The organism is Streptomyces lasalocidi, from assembly GCF_005280215.1.
Lineage (GTDB): Bacteria > Actinomycetota > Actinomycetes > Streptomycetales > Streptomycetaceae > Streptomyces > Streptomyces longwoodensis.
On record NZ_SZNQ01000001.1, the window covers coordinates 7,269,257 to 7,283,724 of the forward strand.

Consider the following 14,468-nt stretch of genomic DNA (forward strand, 5'->3'; position numbering starts at 1 on the left):
CCCCGGCCCTCTTCCGCTGCCCGCACCCGCCCTCGGCCCCTGGGCACCCGCACAGCCCGCCCCGCCGGCCGCTGGGCCCGCGCAGCGATCCCGCCCCGCGATCTGTCGCCGTCCGCGCCGCCGTGCTGTCGTGAGCACCCCTTCCCCCCGAAGCGCCGTGCCGCACCGGCACGGACCCGAGGAGCCGCGATGCCCCAAGCACCACCGCAGGAACGGCCGGCCCTGCACGTCGAGGACGTCGACGTGATGTACGGACAGGCCGTGTCGGCCCTGCGTTCCGTGTCCCTGACCGTCCCGTACGGCGGCATCGTGACCCTGCTCGGAGCGAACGGAGCCGGCAAGACCACCCTCCTGCGCGCCGTCTCCGGCACGCTGCGGCTGCACCGCGGCACGGTCACCGCCGGCCGCATCCGCTACGGCGACACCCCGCTCGACGGCCGCGACCCGGTCGCCGCCGTCCGTGCGGGCGTCGTGCAGGTCCCCGAGGGACGACGGGTGTTCGCGGGGCTCAGCGTGGAGGAGAACCTCCGCAGCGGCGGCCTCGGCCTCGGCCGGCGCGCGCCCGCGCAGGTCCGCGAGGCCCGCGACCGCGTGTTCGGCCTGTTCCCGGTGCTCGCCGAACGCGGCCGCCAGGCCGCCGGGCTGCTGTCCGGGGGCGAGCAGCAGATGCTGGCCATCGGGCGGGCCCTGATGGCCGCGCCGCGCCTGCTGCTCCTCGACGAGCCCTCGCTGGGGCTCGCCCCGCTCATGGTGCACCGGATCGCCGAGGTGGTCCGCGAGATCAACGCCCAGGGCACGGCCGTGCTGCTGGTCGAGCAGAACGCCGGCATGGCCCTCTCCCTCGCCGACCACGCCCACGTCCTGGAGGTCGGTGAGATCCGGCTCTCCGGGTCCGCCGACGACCTCGCCCGCACCGACGCCGTACGCCGCCTCTACCTCGGCGAGACGACGGAGGGGACGAAGGACGGGACGACGGGCGGGGCGACGGGCGGGACGACCACCGCACCGGCTGCCGCCGCCGCCCCGGACGCCGGCCGCCCGGTCACCGACCCCACCCGCGACCGCGACCAGGGGGCCGCGTGAACGACCGCACCACCGCACCGCCGCCCGCCCTGGCCGTGCAGGACGTCACCGTGCGCTTCGCCGGACTGACCGCCCTGGACACCGTGTCGTTCACCGTCGCCCCCGGCTCGGTGCACGCGCTCATCGGCCCCAACGGCGCCGGCAAGTCGACCTGCTTCAACGTGTTGTCCGGCCTGTGCCGGCCGGCGGCGGGACGCGTCCTGCTCGGCGACACGGAGCTGACCGGACGCCCACCGCACCGCATCGCCGCGCTGGGCGTGGCCCGGACGTTCCAGAACATCGTCACGACCGCGGGCACGGTCGCCGACAACCTCATGCTGGGCCGCCACGCCCTGTCGCGGGCCGGGTTCACCGCCAGCGCCCTGTGCCTGCCCGGGGCACGGCGCGAGCAGCGCGAGCACCTGGCCCGCGCCCGCGAGATCGCCGAACTCGTCGGCCTGGGCGCGCACTTCGACGCGCCCGTGGCACTGCTGTCGTACGGCGACCGCAAGCGCGTGGAACTGGCCCGCGCCCTGTGCCTGGAGCCGCGCGTGCTGCTGCTCGACGAGCCGGTGGCCGGCATGAACGGCGCCGAACGCGCGCGCACCGCCGAGGTCGTGGGCACCGTGCGCGAGCAACTGGGTCTGTCCGTCGTCCTCGTGGAGCACGACATGGGCCTGGTGATGCGCCTCGCCGACGAGGTCACCGTCCTCGACTTCGGCCGCTCCATCGCCCACGGCACCCCCGACGAGGTCCGCCGCCACCCCGAGGTGCTGCGCGCCTACCTCGGCACCGGCGCGGACGAGGAGGACGCGGCATGACCGCATTCCTGGACAACACCCTCAGCGGCCTCGCCCTCGGCGCGGTCTACGCCCTCGTCGCCCTCGGCTTCGTCGTCATCTTCAAGGCGTCCGGGGTGCTGAACTTCGCCCAGGGCTCGCTGCTGCTGTTCGGCGGGTACCTGGTCGCCGTCCTGCACGACGACCTCGGCTTCGCGGGCGCCCTCGCCGTGGCCGTCCTCGCCACCGGCGTCCTGGCGGGCGCCGTCGACCGGCTGCTGCTCCAGCGCGGCGGCCCGGACCAGGCGGCCGCCCCCGTGCAGACCATCGTCACCATCGGGATCGACATCGTCCTGGTGACCGAGCTGTCCCGGCGCATCGGCGGCGACCTGCTGTCCCTCGGCGACCCCTGGGGCGACGCGGTGACGGAGGTCGGCCCGGTCACCGTCGCCGACAGCCGGATCGCCGCGATCGCGGTCTCCGCCGTGGTGATCGGGGCGGTGTTCGCCCTGTTCCGGTTCACCCCGTGGGGCCTGTCGCTGCGCGCGGCGGCCGAGGACACCGAGGCGGCCGCGCTGATGGGCGTACGGCTGAGCCGGGTGCGGATGCTCGCCTGGTGCCTGGCGGGTGCGCTCGCCGCGCTGGCCGCGGTGTTCCTCGCCGCGTTCCCGGCGCCCGGCCTGGAGCGCACCACCGGGCAGATCGCCCTGAAGGCGTTCCCCGCCGCGATCCTCGGCGGGATGGCCTCCCCGGCCGGCGCCCTCGCGGGCAGCCTCGTCATCGGACTGACCGAGGCGTTCGTCGCGGGCTACCAGTCCGACCTGCACGTCCTCGGCGAGGGCGTCGGGGACGTCGCCCCGTACGCCGTGATGATCGCGGTGCTGCTGGTGCGGCCCACCGGGCTGTTCGGCGCGAAGGGAGCGGTCCGTGTCTGACCCGATCCGCACCACGGCCCGGCTGCTGCCGCCGGCCCTGCTGCTCGTCGCCCTGCCGTTCTACCTCGACGCGTTCTGGCTGCGCATCGGCCTGTTCTCGATGGCCGCCGCGATCGGCGCCGTCGGTCTCGGCCTGCTGTGCGGGACGGCCGGCCAACTCTCCCTCGGTCACGCCTTCTTCCTTGCCGTGGGCGCGTACGGCTACACGTGGTTCGCCGGTGACCCCGGCCTGGGGCTGCCGCCGCTGCTCGCGCTGCTCCTGGCCGTGCTGCTGGCCGGTGCCGCCGGCGGGCTGTTCAGCCCCGTCGCCGGACGGGTCAAGGGCATCTACCTGGGCGTCGCCACCCTGGCGCTGGTCTTCCTCGGCCACCACGTCCTGCTCACCGCGGACTCGGTGACCGGCGGCTTCAACGGCCGCTCCGTGCCACCGCTCACCGTCGGGTCGTTCGCCTTCGACCTGGAGCCGCAACTCGTCGTCCTGGGCGTGCCGTTCGGCGCCGAGGAACGCCTGTGGTACCTGGGCCTGGCGCTGTTCGCGCTCACCTGGTGCACCGCGCGCGGCCTGCTGCGCGGCCGACCCGGCCGGGCGCTGACCGCCCTGCGCGACAGCGAGACCGCCGCGTCCGTGATGGGCGTCGACGTCGCCCGCTACCGCTCGGCCGCGTTCGTCGTCTCCTCCATGTACGCAGGGCTCGCCGGGGCGTTCCTGGCGCTGGCCTTCCGCCGCGTGGTGCCGGACTACTTCGGCCTCACGCTCTCCGTGGACTACCTGGCGATGATCGTCATCGGCGGTCTCGGCTCGGTCGCGGGCGCGACCGCGGGTGCCGTGTTCGTCACCGCGCTGCCGCTGCTGATGACCCGCTACGCCGACCAACTGCCCCTGGTGGCCTCGCCCGGCACGACCGACGGCGGGGTCGGCCCGACCGAGGCGGCCCGCTACCTGTACGGCGCGGCCATCGTCGTGATCCTCCTCTTCGCCCCCGACGGCCTGCACGGCCTCGTCCGCCGGCTGCGCGCCCGCCTGCGCCGCCGGACGGGCCCGGACCGGCCGCCGTCCGCCACCGGTCCCGGCCCCGCCCCGGCCCCCACCCCGTCCGCCTCCGCCGTACGAACCAAGGAGCACACCCCGTGAACGTCACCCACCGCACCCCGGGCCTCGCCCTCGCCTCGGCCCTCACCGCGCTGCTCCTCGCGGCCACCGGATGCAGCTCCAAGGCGGACGACAGCGGCACGTCCGACGGCGCCGACGGCGTCAAGGGCGGCCCCGGCGTGAGCGCGAAGACCGTCCGGCTCGGCGCGCTCACCGACCTGACCGGCCCCTACGCCACCCTCGGCAAGAGCATCGTCCAGGCCCAGCAGATGTGGGCCGACCAGACCAACGCCGACGGCGGGATCTGCGGCCGCAAGGTGGAGATCGTCGTCAAGGACCACGGCTACGACGTGCAGAAGGCGGTCACCGCGTACGCCGACATCGCCCCGGACGTCGTGGCGCTGCCGCAGGTCATCGGCTCCCCGGTGGTCGCGGCCCTCCTCGACGACGTCGAGCGCGACCACCTGCTCACCTTCCCGCAGGCGTGGGCCGCCTCCCTGCTCGGCCACTCGTCCGTGCAGGTGCTGGGCACCACCTACGACGTCGACATGATCGCCGCCGTCGACTTCCTCACCCGCACCAAGGGCCTGAAGAAGGGCGACAGCATCGGCCACGTCTACTTCGAGGGCGACTACGGCTCCAACGCCCTGGCGGGCTCCACCTGGGCCGCGCGCAAGGCGGGCCTGAAGGTGGTCGGACAGAAGATCAAGGCCACCGACACCGACCTGTCCGCGCAGGTCTCCGCGCTGCGCGCGGCGGGCGTGAAGGCCGTGCTGATCAGCGCCGGACCCGCGCAGACCGCGTCGCTGGTCGGCGTCGCCGCGTCCAAGGGCCTGAAGGTGCCCGTGGTCAGCAGCGCCCCCGGCTTCGCCCCGCAGCTGATGAAGACCCCGGCCGCGCCCGCGCTGGCCGGCCTGCTGAACGTGGTGAGCGCCGCGCCCGCCGTCAGCTCGGACCTGCCCGGGGTGCGCCGCATGGTCGCCGCCTACCAGAAGAAGTACCCGGGCGCGCTGGTCGACTCGGGTGTGCTGTCCGGGTACAACGCCGCCGAACTGCTGGGCGCCGACCTCAAGAAGGCGTGCGCGGCGGGCAGCCTCGCCCGCGAGGACGTGGTCGAGGCGCACCGGTCGCAGAAGAACGCCGACACCGGCCTCGGCACCCCGCAGGACTTCTCCGACGTCGACCGGCCCGCGAGCCTGAAGACGTACGTCCTCAAGCCGGACGCCCAGGCGGTCGGCGGCCTCGTCGAGGTCGAGCAGGCGCACGACGTTCCCGGAGCGCAGGAGTACCTGGCGAGCCGCTGACCACCACCTCCCCCCTGAGCCGCCGACGAGGGGGGTGTGTCCCGGCCCGTGTCCCTCACACGGGCCGGGATTCAGCAGTGTGCGTGCTGAATGCGTTCGGATTCCTCCATTGGACCTGTGCGCGGCGCGGCGAGAGGCTGGAGCGCGGGCCGGTGTCCCGAGACGCCCGCGGGGCGCGGGGGACTTCACCGTGTCCGTGCGACAGCCGAAAGAGCCGAGAGGGGTCGACAGCCCATGCACACCCGCCGTATCGGTGACGTGGAGGTCAGCGCGATCGGACTGGGCGGAATGCCCATGTCGATCGAGGGACGGCCCGACGAGGAGCGCTCCCTCGCCACGATCCGTGCCGCGCTGGACGCCGGAGTGACGCTCATCGACACCGCCGACGCCTACCACCGCGACGCCGACGAGGTCGGCCACAACGAGACCCTGATCGCCAAGGCCCTCGCCGGCCACGACCGGGGCCGCGACGTGCTGGTCGCCACCAAGGGCGGCCACCTGCGCCCCGGCGACGGCAGCTGGACCCTCGACGGCAGCCCCGCCCACCTCAAGCGGGCCTGCGAGGAGTCCCTGAAGCGGCTCGGCGTGGAGGCCATCGGCCTCTACCAGTTCCACCGGCCCGACCCCCGGGTGCCCTACGCCGAGTCCGTCGGCGCCCTGCGGGACCTGCTCGACGAGGGCAAGATCCGCATGGCCGGCGTCTCCAACGCGAACCCCGAGCAGATCCGCGAGGCGAACGACGTCCTCGGCGGCCGGCTGGTCTCCGTGCAGAACCAGTTCTCGCCCGCCTTCCGCTCCAGCGAGCCGGAGCTGCGCCTGTGCGACGAGCTGGGCATCGCCTTCCTGCCCTGGAGCCCGCTCGGTGGCATCTCCCGCGCCGCCGAACTCGGCTCCGCTTACGCGCCGTTCGCCCGGATCGCCGAGGCGCACGGGGTGAGCCCGCAGCGGGTCTGCCTCGCCTGGATGCTCGCGAAGTCACCGGTGGTCGTGCCCATCCCGGGCGCCAGCCGGCCCGAGACGATCCGCGACTCGGCGACCGCGCCCGAACTGCGGCTCGACGCCGCGGAACTGGCGGAGCTGGACGCCGTCTGACAGCCCGGCAGGCACCGCCCCCGCCAGGTGCACGGTGAGCCCCGGCGGGCGGGGAAAGCCCTTGCCGACACCTGGCACCCGGGGAGGGACCACCGCTCATGGCGTCGACGCCGGCCAGCCCGCTCGACCACCGCTACCGGGGCGAACACCCCATCCGCACACTCGCCTACCTGCTGCGCGCCGACCGCCGCCACCTCGTCGCGGCGGTCGTCGTGTTCACGGTCAAGCACAGCCCGATCTGGCTGCTGCCGCTGATCACCGCGTCCATCATCGACACCGTCGTCCAGCACCAGCCGGTCTCCCGGCTGTGGACGGCCACCGGGGTCATCATGGTGATCCTGCTGGTCAACTACCCTCTGCACGTGCTGTACGTCCGCCTGCTCTACGGCAGCGTCCGCCGCATGGGCACCACGCTGCGCTCCGCGCTGTGCACCCGCATGCAGCAACTGTCCATCGGCTACCACTCCCGGGTCAGCGCCGGCGTCCTGCAGGCCAAGGTCGTCCGGGACGTCGAGACGGTCGAGCAGATGGTCCAGCAGACCGCCGAACAGGGCCTCGGCGCCACCACCGTGCTGATCGGCGGACTCGTCATCATCGCCGTGCGCACCCCCGAGTTCGTGCCCGTGTTCCTCGTCGTCGTCCCCGCCGCCACGCTCCTGGTGGCCCGCCTCAGGTCCCGGCTGCGCGCCCACAACGAGCACTTCCGGCACGAGGTGGAGACCCTCTCCTCCCGCGTCACCGAGATGACCCGGCTCATCCCCGTCACCCGCGCCCACGGCCTGGAGGGCAAGGCGCTGCGCCGGATGGACGGCACCCTGAGCCGGCTGCTCACCTCCGGGATGCGCCTGGACCTGGTCAACGGCCGCTTCGGCTCGCTGGCCTGGGTGGTCCTCAACGTCATCGGCGTCGCCGTCCTCACCGCGGCCGCGCTGGTGTCGTACTACGGCGCCTGGGGCGTCACCCCCGGCGACGTCGTCATGCTCAGCGCCTTCCTGACCACGCTCACCAACTCCACCACCACGCTGACCAGTCTGGCCCCGGTCATCACCAAGGGCCTGGAGTCGGTGCGTTCGGTGGGCGAGGTGCTCCAGGCGCCCGAACTCGAGGACAACGAGGGCAAGGCGAAGGTCACCGCCGTGCACGGAGCCGTCGCCTTCGAGCGCGTCGGCCACGCGTACGAGGACGACGGCCGCCCGGCCGTGCAGGACTTCACCCTGGAGGTCGCTCCCGGCGAGACGGTCGCCCTGGTCGGCGCGTCCGGCGCCGGCAAGTCCACCGTGCTCAACCTGGTCATCGGCTTCATCCGGCCGACCTCGGGCCGGCTGCTCCTGGACGGCACCGACATGAGCGGCCTGGACCTGCGCACCTACCGGCGGTTCGTCTCCGTCGTCCCGCAGGAGTCGATCCTCTTCGACGGCACGATCCGCGAGAACGTCGCCTACGGCATGGAGGACGAGGCCGACGAGGAGGCGGTGCGCGCCGCACTGCGCGACGCCAACGCCCTGGAGTTCGTCGACCGGTTGCCGCAGGGCCTGGACACCCTGGTCGGTGAGCGCGGCGCGCGCCTGTCCGGCGGCCAGCGCCAACGCCTCGCCATCGCCCGCGCGTTGATCCGCGACCCCAAGGTCCTCGTGCTCGACGAGGCGACCAGCGCGCTGGACACCCGCTCCGAGGCGCTCGTCCAGGAGGCCCTGGGCCGGCTGCTGCGCGGGCGCACCACGTTCGTCGTCGCCCACCGGCTGTCGACGGTGCGCGGCGCCGACCGCATCGTCGTCATGGACGACGGCCGCATCCGGGAGGTCGGCACCCACGAGGACCTGCTGCGCCGGGGCGGTGCGTACGCGGCGCTGCACGGCGGGCAGGTGGCCTGAGGCGGCGGGGGAGGGGGCCGGGACGCCACGGCCGACCCCACGGCCGCCACGGACCCCGCGTCCCTCAGCGGTACAGCGCGCCGCTGGTGCCGCCCCCGCAGGCCGTTCCCGCCTCGGGTTCCCGGCCCGCCAGCCACTCGGCGATCGTGCGGGCGATCGGCTGGCCCGTCTCCACCTCCACGAAGCCGAACTGGCCCGACTGGTTGCACTCCAGGAACCACCAGGTGCCGTCCGCGTCCTCCGCGAAGTCGAAGGCACCGTAAGCCAGTTCCGCCTGCCGCAGATAGTCCCGCACCCCCTCGGCGACCCGCGCGGGCACCTCCACCGGCGTCCACGGCGTCGCCGCCGAGGCGAAGCGCACGTCGACCTCGTCCGGATCGGCGTCCGGCGGCGTCGCCTTGCGCGCCGCCAGCAGCCGCTCGCCGACCGCGGTCAGCCGGACGTCCGCCCGCTTGGCGACCCGCCGCTGCAGCAGGGTCGGCCCGAACGCCACCGCCGTGAAGTCCGTGTCCGGCGCCACCCGGCTGGTGGGCACCGCCCGCGGCGGCTCCTGCGGGTGCGCCCCCGACACCGGCTTGACCACCAGGTCCGGGAACCGGGCGGCGAAGTCCCGCGCGGCCTGCGGGAACGTCGTGATGAGCGTGGCCGGCACGGGCAGCCCACAGCGCTGCGCCAGCCGCAGCTGCCACGGCTTGTGCCGGGCCCGGTGGGACGCGTCCGGGTGGTTCATCCAGCGCGCGTCGGTCCCGCGCAGCATGCCGTACAGGGCCTGCGAGGACTCCTCGCTCAGCCAGCCGGAGGGCTCGGGCACCCGGGATGCGGGCACACCCGGCCGGCGCACCCACACCGACCGCAGCCCCTCCATGCCGACCAGCCGTCCCGAGGCCCACAGGTGTGCGCGGAAGGCCCCGTGCACGTACTCGCCCGAGAGGGCGACCCCGCCGGTCAGGTCGGCGGGGTCCAGCCGGACCACGGGAACCCCGGACGCGTTGAGGTGGACCACCACCATGTCCGCCGTCACGTCTTCTTCACTGGTCAGGATCAGCACCGTCATCGACGCCGGACCGCGTTCAGTCGTCGAAGTGGGTCTTCGAACCCGCGGTGGAGGTGGTGGTCCCCAGCTCCCGGAGCAGGGCGTGGTCCGAGGCTGCGATCCGGCCGTCCAGGAGTACGTTCAACTGCAGACCGGAGTCGTAGGCGTACGGAATGGTGACCTCCAACTCCGCCGCCGGGCGTGCGTAGTTGAGCGCGAACGGTTGCATCGTCTCTCCCTTTTCGGTGCTGCGCCGACCGAGCCGTCGTTGCCGTGTCGCCGCTTCGCCCGCTGATCTTCTGGGCTTCCTCTTACTTATACGAATCGAACGGGTGATTGGTTTCCTTACACTGAGTAATCACGACGCGTTCGACGCCCCGGTCCTGAGACGGCGGAAGGGGGCGCGGAGGTTGACTCGACGTCAGAGGGAGCGGCCCGGCCGGTGGCCGGGCGCGGTGGCGCGCACCGTCCGGCGCCGCTCGGGCTCCGGTTCGGCGAGAGGGGCGAGCGGGGCGCGCAGACTGCGCAGGGCCAGCAGCAGCACCCCGATGTCGTCCAGGTAGACGGGGTCGGGCACCAGGTCGGTCGGCAGCACGAGGTACAGGAGCGCGCCCCAGAAGACCCAGCGTCGCCCGGTCGGAAGCCCGGCCCGGCGCAGGTCGCGCCGGGTGCGGACCAGCCGTACGGCCAGCCGGACCGCGACGGCGAGGACGACGGCCGCGAGGAGCGCGGCGATGACGAGCACGATGGTGGTCGTGTCCACGGGACCCTCCCCCCAGTCCGGGTGCCGCCGGCGGCGGCACCCCGTGGGCACCGCCGGTCGCGGGCCCCATTGAGGAAGTACCCGCGCTCCGCCCCCGTATGGCACGGGCCGCCGTACTCCACCCGTCGGGGGGTCGCGAAGGCCGTTTCTGACGGTCGGTGAAGCGTGCTCCCGGCCGCAGTGCCGCTCGGGCACTCCTCATCCTTGTGGCGCACCCGAGTGGCGCGGTGCCGTGCGGGGACGTCCCATGGCAGGCGTAGTCGCGTACCGCACACCGGGGGCGCAGGACCGACCGCAACCTCCCATGGAGCCACCATGACCACCCGCTCACCGTCAGTCCCCTCGTATCCCGCCGCCATACCCGCGAGCGAGGTGTCCTCCCTCCCCTCCTCCCCGCCCGACGGTCTCCCGGCCGCCGACGCAGTGCGCGGCCCCCTCGACCTGGCGGGCGCGGACACGGTCGACGGGCTGGTCCGGGCCGCCGTCGTGGACCGGCCGCTGGAGGAGGTCGCCGAACTCATCACCCTGCTCGAACAGTCCCCGGAGCACGCCGGGGCCGTGGGCGACGCGCTGCGCGCCGCCGGGGTGAACCGCTCCGTGGACGACGTCGCCCGGCTCGTGACCCTGCTCACCCAGCCGCCCCGGCCGGCCGACGGCGCCGACGAGGTGATCCGCGCCGCGGCCGAGCGCCGTCCGGTCGAGGACGTCACCCGGCTGATGGAACTGCTGCGCCGGGCCGCGCTGGAGCCCCACTGCGAGCAGGAGGCCGTCCGGGCGGCGGCCACCCGCCGGCCGGTCGGGGAACTCGTCGACCTGATCGGCCGGTTGAGCCGTCCGGAGCCGCCGCAGCGGACCGTCGGGCCGTTCCCCGCCCCCGAGGACGACGACCTGTTCCCCGCGATGCACGCGGAGGAGCCGTACCCGCCGCAGGTCCGCCCGCGCCGGGAGCGTACGGCGGCGGCCCCGAGGCCCGCGCGGGGCGCCGAGGAGACCTCGCTGTGGCCCGGCCGGCTCGCCGGGGCGCTGCTCGTGCTGTGCTGCGCCGCGTTCCTGCCGCTGCACGCGGTCGGCGCGACCGGCCAGGCCTACGGCATCGCCCTCGGCGCCTCCGTGCTGTGCGGGATGTTGGCCATGGTCCTGCTGGTCCGGCCCGCCCTCGCGGTGCTCGCCGGCGCCGTGGTGGTGGCCGCGGTCCTGGCCGCCGGGGAACTCCTCGTGGACCGGATGGGCCCGTCGGCCCTGTCCGACGTGGTGCGGGTCACCGCCGCCCCGCCCTGGCTGGCCGGCGCGGTCGCCGTGTGCGCGGCACTGGCCGCGCTGTCGGCCCTGCTGCTGGCCTTCCAGCAGCCCCTGCCGCGCGCCGTGCCGGTCCGCCCCGAACTCCCCGCGGAGACACGCTGACCCACGCCGCACGGAGGACGGCCCCCGCCATGCCGGCGGGGGCCGTCCTCCGTCCGCCTCGGCCCCGACCCCGGCGGGTCCGCTCCGCCCCGGTCTACCCTGGCCGTCATGACCACGCCCCCGCACCCCCGTTCCGGCGCCGCAGGGGCCCTGCGTGCCGCCTACCAGGGCTTCGCGGCCGTCGTCGGAGGGCTCGGCGACGAGGAGTCCTGGGCACCGAGCGGCTGCACCGGCTGGGCCGTCCGTGACCTGGTCTTCCACTGCGTCGGAGACGCCCGGCGCGCCCTCGTCGCCCTGCACACCCCCGCCGAGGGGCCGCCCGACCGGGACGCCGTGACGTACTGGCGGGACTGGGGGGACGATCCCGTCGGCGCGGCGGACGGGCGGCGCTTCGACCGGGTCGCCGCGAGCATGTTCCTGGACTTCCGGCAGCTGCGCGCGCTGTACCTGGAGACGGCCGCGGCCACCGTACGGGCCACGGCGGCGACGCCCTCCGACCGGTGCGTGGCCACCCAGGGGCACGTCCTGACCGTGGGCGACCTGATGGCGACGCTCGCCGTCGAGGCCGCCGTGCACCACCTCGACCTGGTCGTCCACCTGCCGGACGCCCCCCGCCCGGCCCCGGCCGCCCTGACGACGGTGCGCGCCACCCTGGACGGACTGCTCGGACGGCCCGCACCCGTGGAGTGGACGGACGAGCACTACGCGCGCGTGGGCACCGGCCGGGCCCCGCTCACCGACGCCGAACGGGCCGCCCTGGGCGCCGACGCGGACCGCTTCCCGCTGTTCTCCTGAACCCGCCAGCCCTAGCGCTGTGTTGACGGCGTCGGGTCGGCGGGACCGGCGTTCTCGGCGGTGGGCTTCCCCTCCGCCGGGGGCCGCAGGGACTTGGCGGAGTCCCTGAGGCGTTCCAGGGTGCGGGTGAGCTGCTGGAAGGGGGAGCCGCCGGAGCGCACGGCCGGCTGCGGTTCTTCGCCCCGCGGCTGGTACAGGGGGGTCTCGGCGTGCTCCCGGTAGATCGCGAGCGCCTCGTGGGCCTGTTCCGCGGCGTCCCGGTAGAGGTCGCGGGACCTCGTCATCGCCTCCAGCGCCTCGGCGTACATCGTCACCAACTGCCGCTGCCGGGCCAGCTCCTCCTCCAGCGTCAGCAGGTGCCACTCCTCGCGCAGCGCGGTCAGCACCTCCCCGGCGCCCTCGGGCAGCGGCTTCACCACGGCCGCGAACCGGCTGACCGCCTCCACCAGCTCCGACGGCTCCGACCCGTCGAGGAACACGGTCCGCACGGCGAAGTCGGCGGGGTCGGCGGCACCGGTGTCCAGGGCACCGGTCGTACCGGGCAGCACTACGGCCCCGCCCCGCGGCACCTCCGCGCCGGAGTCGCGCAGCGCCCAGTTGACCGCGCGCAGCTGGTGCGGCGCGGCGCGGTGCTCCACGACGCGGTCGCGCACGCCGGGCGGCAGGAACCGGACGAGGGGCTTGCGGCCCCGCGCGTCCGGCGTCATCGCCTCGTGCACGACGAGGTGGACGTTCCAGTCGTCGCGCAGCGCGCCCCTGAGGACCCGGCGCAGTTCCTTGTCGTCGTCGGGCAGCGGGTTGACGTGCCGGAACCGCAGCCCCGGGCCGGGCGCGTGGTCCCAGTCGCCGTCCGCCCCGGCGCCCGTCTCCGCCGGCCAGAACTGGGTGGCGGGGGAGGGCCACCGCCGGCCCCAGGGCGCCTCGGCCTCGGCGGCCAGGGTCCAGGTGTGGTCCTTCTGGAGTCCCGCGGTCTCGGCCAGCTCGAGCCGGGCGCGGACGGTCACCTGGTCGGGGACGAGCCAGCGGGCCTCGAAGACCCGCAGGCCCGGTGCGCGCTCGTCCTCGGACAGCTCCATGAAGTCCTGGATCCCGCCCTCGTCCTTCAGGCGCCGGAGGTTCTCCAGGAGCTCCTGCGCCGGGGCGGATCCGGTGTGGCGGCCCCGCGCCAGCCACACCGTGGAGGGCGTCGCGGGAAGGGCGGTGGAAGAGGTCGGCATGAGTCCATCTGGGAAAGGGGGCGGCGTGCGCGTTCCAGTATTGCTCGTGGTCACGCGCACTCGATCACGCGGGGGGCGGGCCCGGCCGGAGCGGGGGCCCGGGTGGTGGCCACGGCGCCGCGCACGCAGGGGACCCGGGCGGTGGCGACGCCCGTACCGCACACACGGGGTGTGCACGGTGCGTGCGGGGCGCGCGCGGCGCACTCCAGCCGGGGCGCGCGCACCCGTGTCGACGGCGGCGCGCGCTCACCACAATCGTCCGGGCGGACGGGGCCCGCCCATCCATCCGCGTCGGGGCGGGTCCTGCCCGCTCGCCCGCACGGCCGGTCCGGGGCCGTGCGGGACGACCTTCCGCGTCACCGGCCGCGGCGACGGCGCAGCCCACCACCCCGGCGCGCATCCTCGGCGGGGACGGCGGCCACGGCGGCCGGTGCGCTGAACCCGCCGGGCACGGCCCGGGCCTCCGCGCCAGCCGCCACCACCTCGGGCCCGGCGACCGGGCGTTCGACGACCGGCTGCGGCGACTCCGGCACCTCCTGTCGGGCGCGCGGGGTGGCGAGGGCGACCACGCGCGCGTGGGTCATCAGCGGGGCGCACGCGGAGCACACCTCGGTGAGCGTCCAGACCTGGCCCACGGCGGGGTCGTGCCGCAGGACCAGCACCACCGTGCCCGCACAGGTGACGCGGGCGCCCTCGTGCGCGGAACACTTGGACTGCCGGCAGCCGCAGGACGCGTCGGGGCGGACGGTGGCCGCCCGGGCGTGCGCGGCGGCATGGGCTTCGGCGAAACGGCGCAGGGCGGCGACGTCCCGCGAACGGGCGGGCATGCGACAGCCCGAGGAGCAGGTGACGGAGGCGCTCCGGTCGCGGTGCCCCGTCACCCGGATCGTCCACGACCGACCCGGGCGGCGAGTTGAGGGAGCGTCAGGGTACGCGAGAGCCAAGGCCATGTGTCCTTTTGTCGTCGGGAGTGCTGCGCGCAGGTGCGCTGAGGGAGAGATACCCGGAGAAACCCCGCTTCACAGCAGACCGGCCCGTTCTCGTTCCCCGCACACGCGCACGTACGGGTCCGTTCCCTACCCGATCCGGGTACGCGTCCGCGCGCGGCGCGCTCTAGGCTCCCTCC

Annotated in this window: 14 protein-coding genes; 9 read left to right on the forward strand and 5 right to left on the reverse strand. The window is 74.8% G+C overall.

All coding sequences use genetic code 11. From position 1 onward, the window contains the following. The first annotated feature begins 189 nt into the window (after positions 1–189). The 7 genes from E4U91_RS32870 (at position 190) to E4U91_RS32900 (ending at position 8,133) form a co-directional block, all read left to right on the forward strand. A complete protein-coding gene (locus tag E4U91_RS32870) occupies positions 190–1,083 on the forward strand; it encodes an ABC transporter ATP-binding protein (protein WP_137310184.1) in 894 nt (297 codons plus the stop codon). Then, the gene (locus tag E4U91_RS32875; RefSeq protein WP_137310185.1) at positions 1,080–1,883 is read left to right on the forward strand and encodes an ABC transporter ATP-binding protein; all 804 of its coding nucleotides are present in this window, start codon (positions 1,080–1,082) and stop codon (positions 1,881–1,883) included. Before E4U91_RS32870 ends, E4U91_RS32875 begins: the two co-directional genes overlap by 4 nt. After that, positions 1,880–2,776: a branched-chain amino acid ABC transporter permease gene (locus tag E4U91_RS32880; RefSeq protein ID WP_137310186.1), complete on the forward strand. Its 897-nt coding sequence runs from the start codon at positions 1,880–1,882 to the stop codon at positions 2,774–2,776. Before E4U91_RS32875 ends, E4U91_RS32880 begins: the two co-directional genes overlap by 4 nt. Further along, complete coding sequence (locus E4U91_RS32885) at positions 2,769–3,908, forward strand: branched-chain amino acid ABC transporter permease (protein ID WP_137310187.1); 1,140 nt, start codon at positions 2,769–2,771, stop codon at positions 3,906–3,908. The genes E4U91_RS32880 and E4U91_RS32885 overlap by 8 nt, the downstream gene beginning before the upstream one ends. Further along, positions 3,905–5,170, forward strand: coding sequence for an ABC transporter substrate-binding protein (locus E4U91_RS32890; protein WP_137310188.1), 1,266 nt, complete (start codon positions 3,905–3,907; stop codon positions 5,168–5,170). Before E4U91_RS32885 ends, E4U91_RS32890 begins: the two co-directional genes overlap by 4 nt. 234 nt (positions 5,171–5,404) lie before the next feature. Continuing rightward, positions 5,405–6,262, forward strand: a complete 858-nt coding sequence (locus tag E4U91_RS32895; RefSeq protein ID WP_137310189.1) for an aldo/keto reductase — start codon at positions 5,405–5,407, stop codon at positions 6,260–6,262. 98 nt (positions 6,263–6,360) lie between these two features. Continuing rightward, positions 6,361–8,133, forward strand: coding sequence for an ABC transporter ATP-binding protein (locus E4U91_RS32900; RefSeq protein ID WP_137310190.1), 1,773 nt, complete (start codon positions 6,361–6,363; stop codon positions 8,131–8,133). A 64-nt stretch (positions 8,134–8,197) separates the two neighbouring features. Here the strand turns inward: E4U91_RS32900 and tgmB are convergent, their stop codons facing one another. The 3 genes from tgmB to E4U91_RS32915 form a co-directional block, all read right to left on the reverse strand. Then, on the reverse strand, positions 8,198–9,187 hold the full coding sequence (gene tgmB / locus E4U91_RS32905) for an ATP-grasp ribosomal peptide maturase (protein WP_137310191.1): 990 nt from the start codon (positions 9,185–9,187) through the stop codon (positions 8,198–8,200). Between the two features lie 16 nt (positions 9,188–9,203). Further along, complete coding sequence (gene tgmA, locus E4U91_RS32910) at positions 9,204–9,395, reverse strand: putative ATP-grasp-modified RiPP (RefSeq protein WP_137310192.1); 192 nt, start codon at positions 9,393–9,395, stop codon at positions 9,204–9,206. A 192-nt stretch (positions 9,396–9,587) separates the two neighbouring features. Beyond that, a complete protein-coding gene (locus E4U91_RS32915) occupies positions 9,588–9,929 on the reverse strand; it encodes a YkvA family protein (RefSeq protein WP_137310193.1) in 342 nt (113 codons plus the stop codon). Between the two features lie 315 nt (positions 9,930–10,244). On the opposite strand from E4U91_RS32915, the gene E4U91_RS32920 reads away from it, so the two are divergent. Both E4U91_RS32920 and E4U91_RS32925 read left to right on the forward strand, forming a co-directional pair. After that, positions 10,245–11,330, forward strand: a complete 1,086-nt coding sequence (locus E4U91_RS32920) for a hypothetical protein (RefSeq protein WP_174867893.1) — start codon at positions 10,245–10,247, stop codon at positions 11,328–11,330. Between the two features lie 108 nt (positions 11,331–11,438). Further along, positions 11,439–12,125: a maleylpyruvate isomerase N-terminal domain-containing protein gene (locus tag E4U91_RS32925; protein ID WP_137310194.1), complete on the forward strand. Its 687-nt coding sequence runs from the start codon at positions 11,439–11,441 to the stop codon at positions 12,123–12,125. An 11-nt stretch (positions 12,126–12,136) separates the two neighbouring features. Here E4U91_RS32925 and E4U91_RS32930 read toward each other — a convergent pair whose 3' ends face one another. Beyond that, positions 12,137–13,342: a hypothetical protein gene (locus E4U91_RS32930; RefSeq protein WP_137310195.1), complete on the reverse strand. Its 1,206-nt coding sequence runs from the start codon at positions 13,340–13,342 to the stop codon at positions 12,137–12,139. 356 nt (positions 13,343–13,698) lie between these two features. Then, a complete protein-coding gene (locus tag E4U91_RS32935) occupies positions 13,699–14,169 on the reverse strand; it encodes a hypothetical protein (protein ID WP_137310196.1) in 471 nt (156 codons plus the stop codon). Positions 14,170–14,468: the final 299 nt, after the last annotated feature.

Coding starts and splice junctions, on each gene's coding strand:
- E4U91_RS32870 (WP_137310184.1), top strand. CDS start 190: ATGCCCCAAGCACCACCGCAGGAACGGCCGGCCCTGCACGTCGAGGAC.
- E4U91_RS32880 (WP_137310186.1), top strand. CDS start 1,880: ATGACCGCATTCCTGGACAACACCCTCAGCGGCCTCGCCCTCGGCGCG.
- E4U91_RS32895 (WP_137310189.1), top strand. CDS start 5,405: ATGCACACCCGCCGTATCGGTGACGTGGAGGTCAGCGCGATCGGACTG.
- E4U91_RS32900 (WP_137310190.1), top strand. CDS start 6,361: ATGGCGTCGACGCCGGCCAGCCCGCTCGACCACCGCTACCGGGGCGAA.
- tgmB (WP_137310191.1), bottom strand. CDS start 9,187: ATGACGGTGCTGATCCTGACCAGTGAAGAAGACGTGACGGCGGACATG.
- tgmA (WP_137310192.1), bottom strand. CDS start 9,395: ATGCAACCGTTCGCGCTCAACTACGCACGCCCGGCGGCGGAGTTGGAG.
- E4U91_RS32920 (WP_174867893.1), top strand. CDS start 10,245: ATGACCACCCGCTCACCGTCAGTCCCCTCGTATCCCGCCGCCATACCC.
- E4U91_RS32925 (WP_137310194.1), top strand. CDS start 11,439: ATGACCACGCCCCCGCACCCCCGTTCCGGCGCCGCAGGGGCCCTGCGT.
- E4U91_RS32930 (WP_137310195.1), bottom strand. CDS start 13,342: ATGCCGACCTCTTCCACCGCCCTTCCCGCGACGCCCTCCACGGTGTGG.
- E4U91_RS32935 (WP_137310196.1), bottom strand. CDS start 14,169: ATGCCCGCCCGTTCGCGGGACGTCGCCGCCCTGCGCCGTTTCGCCGAA.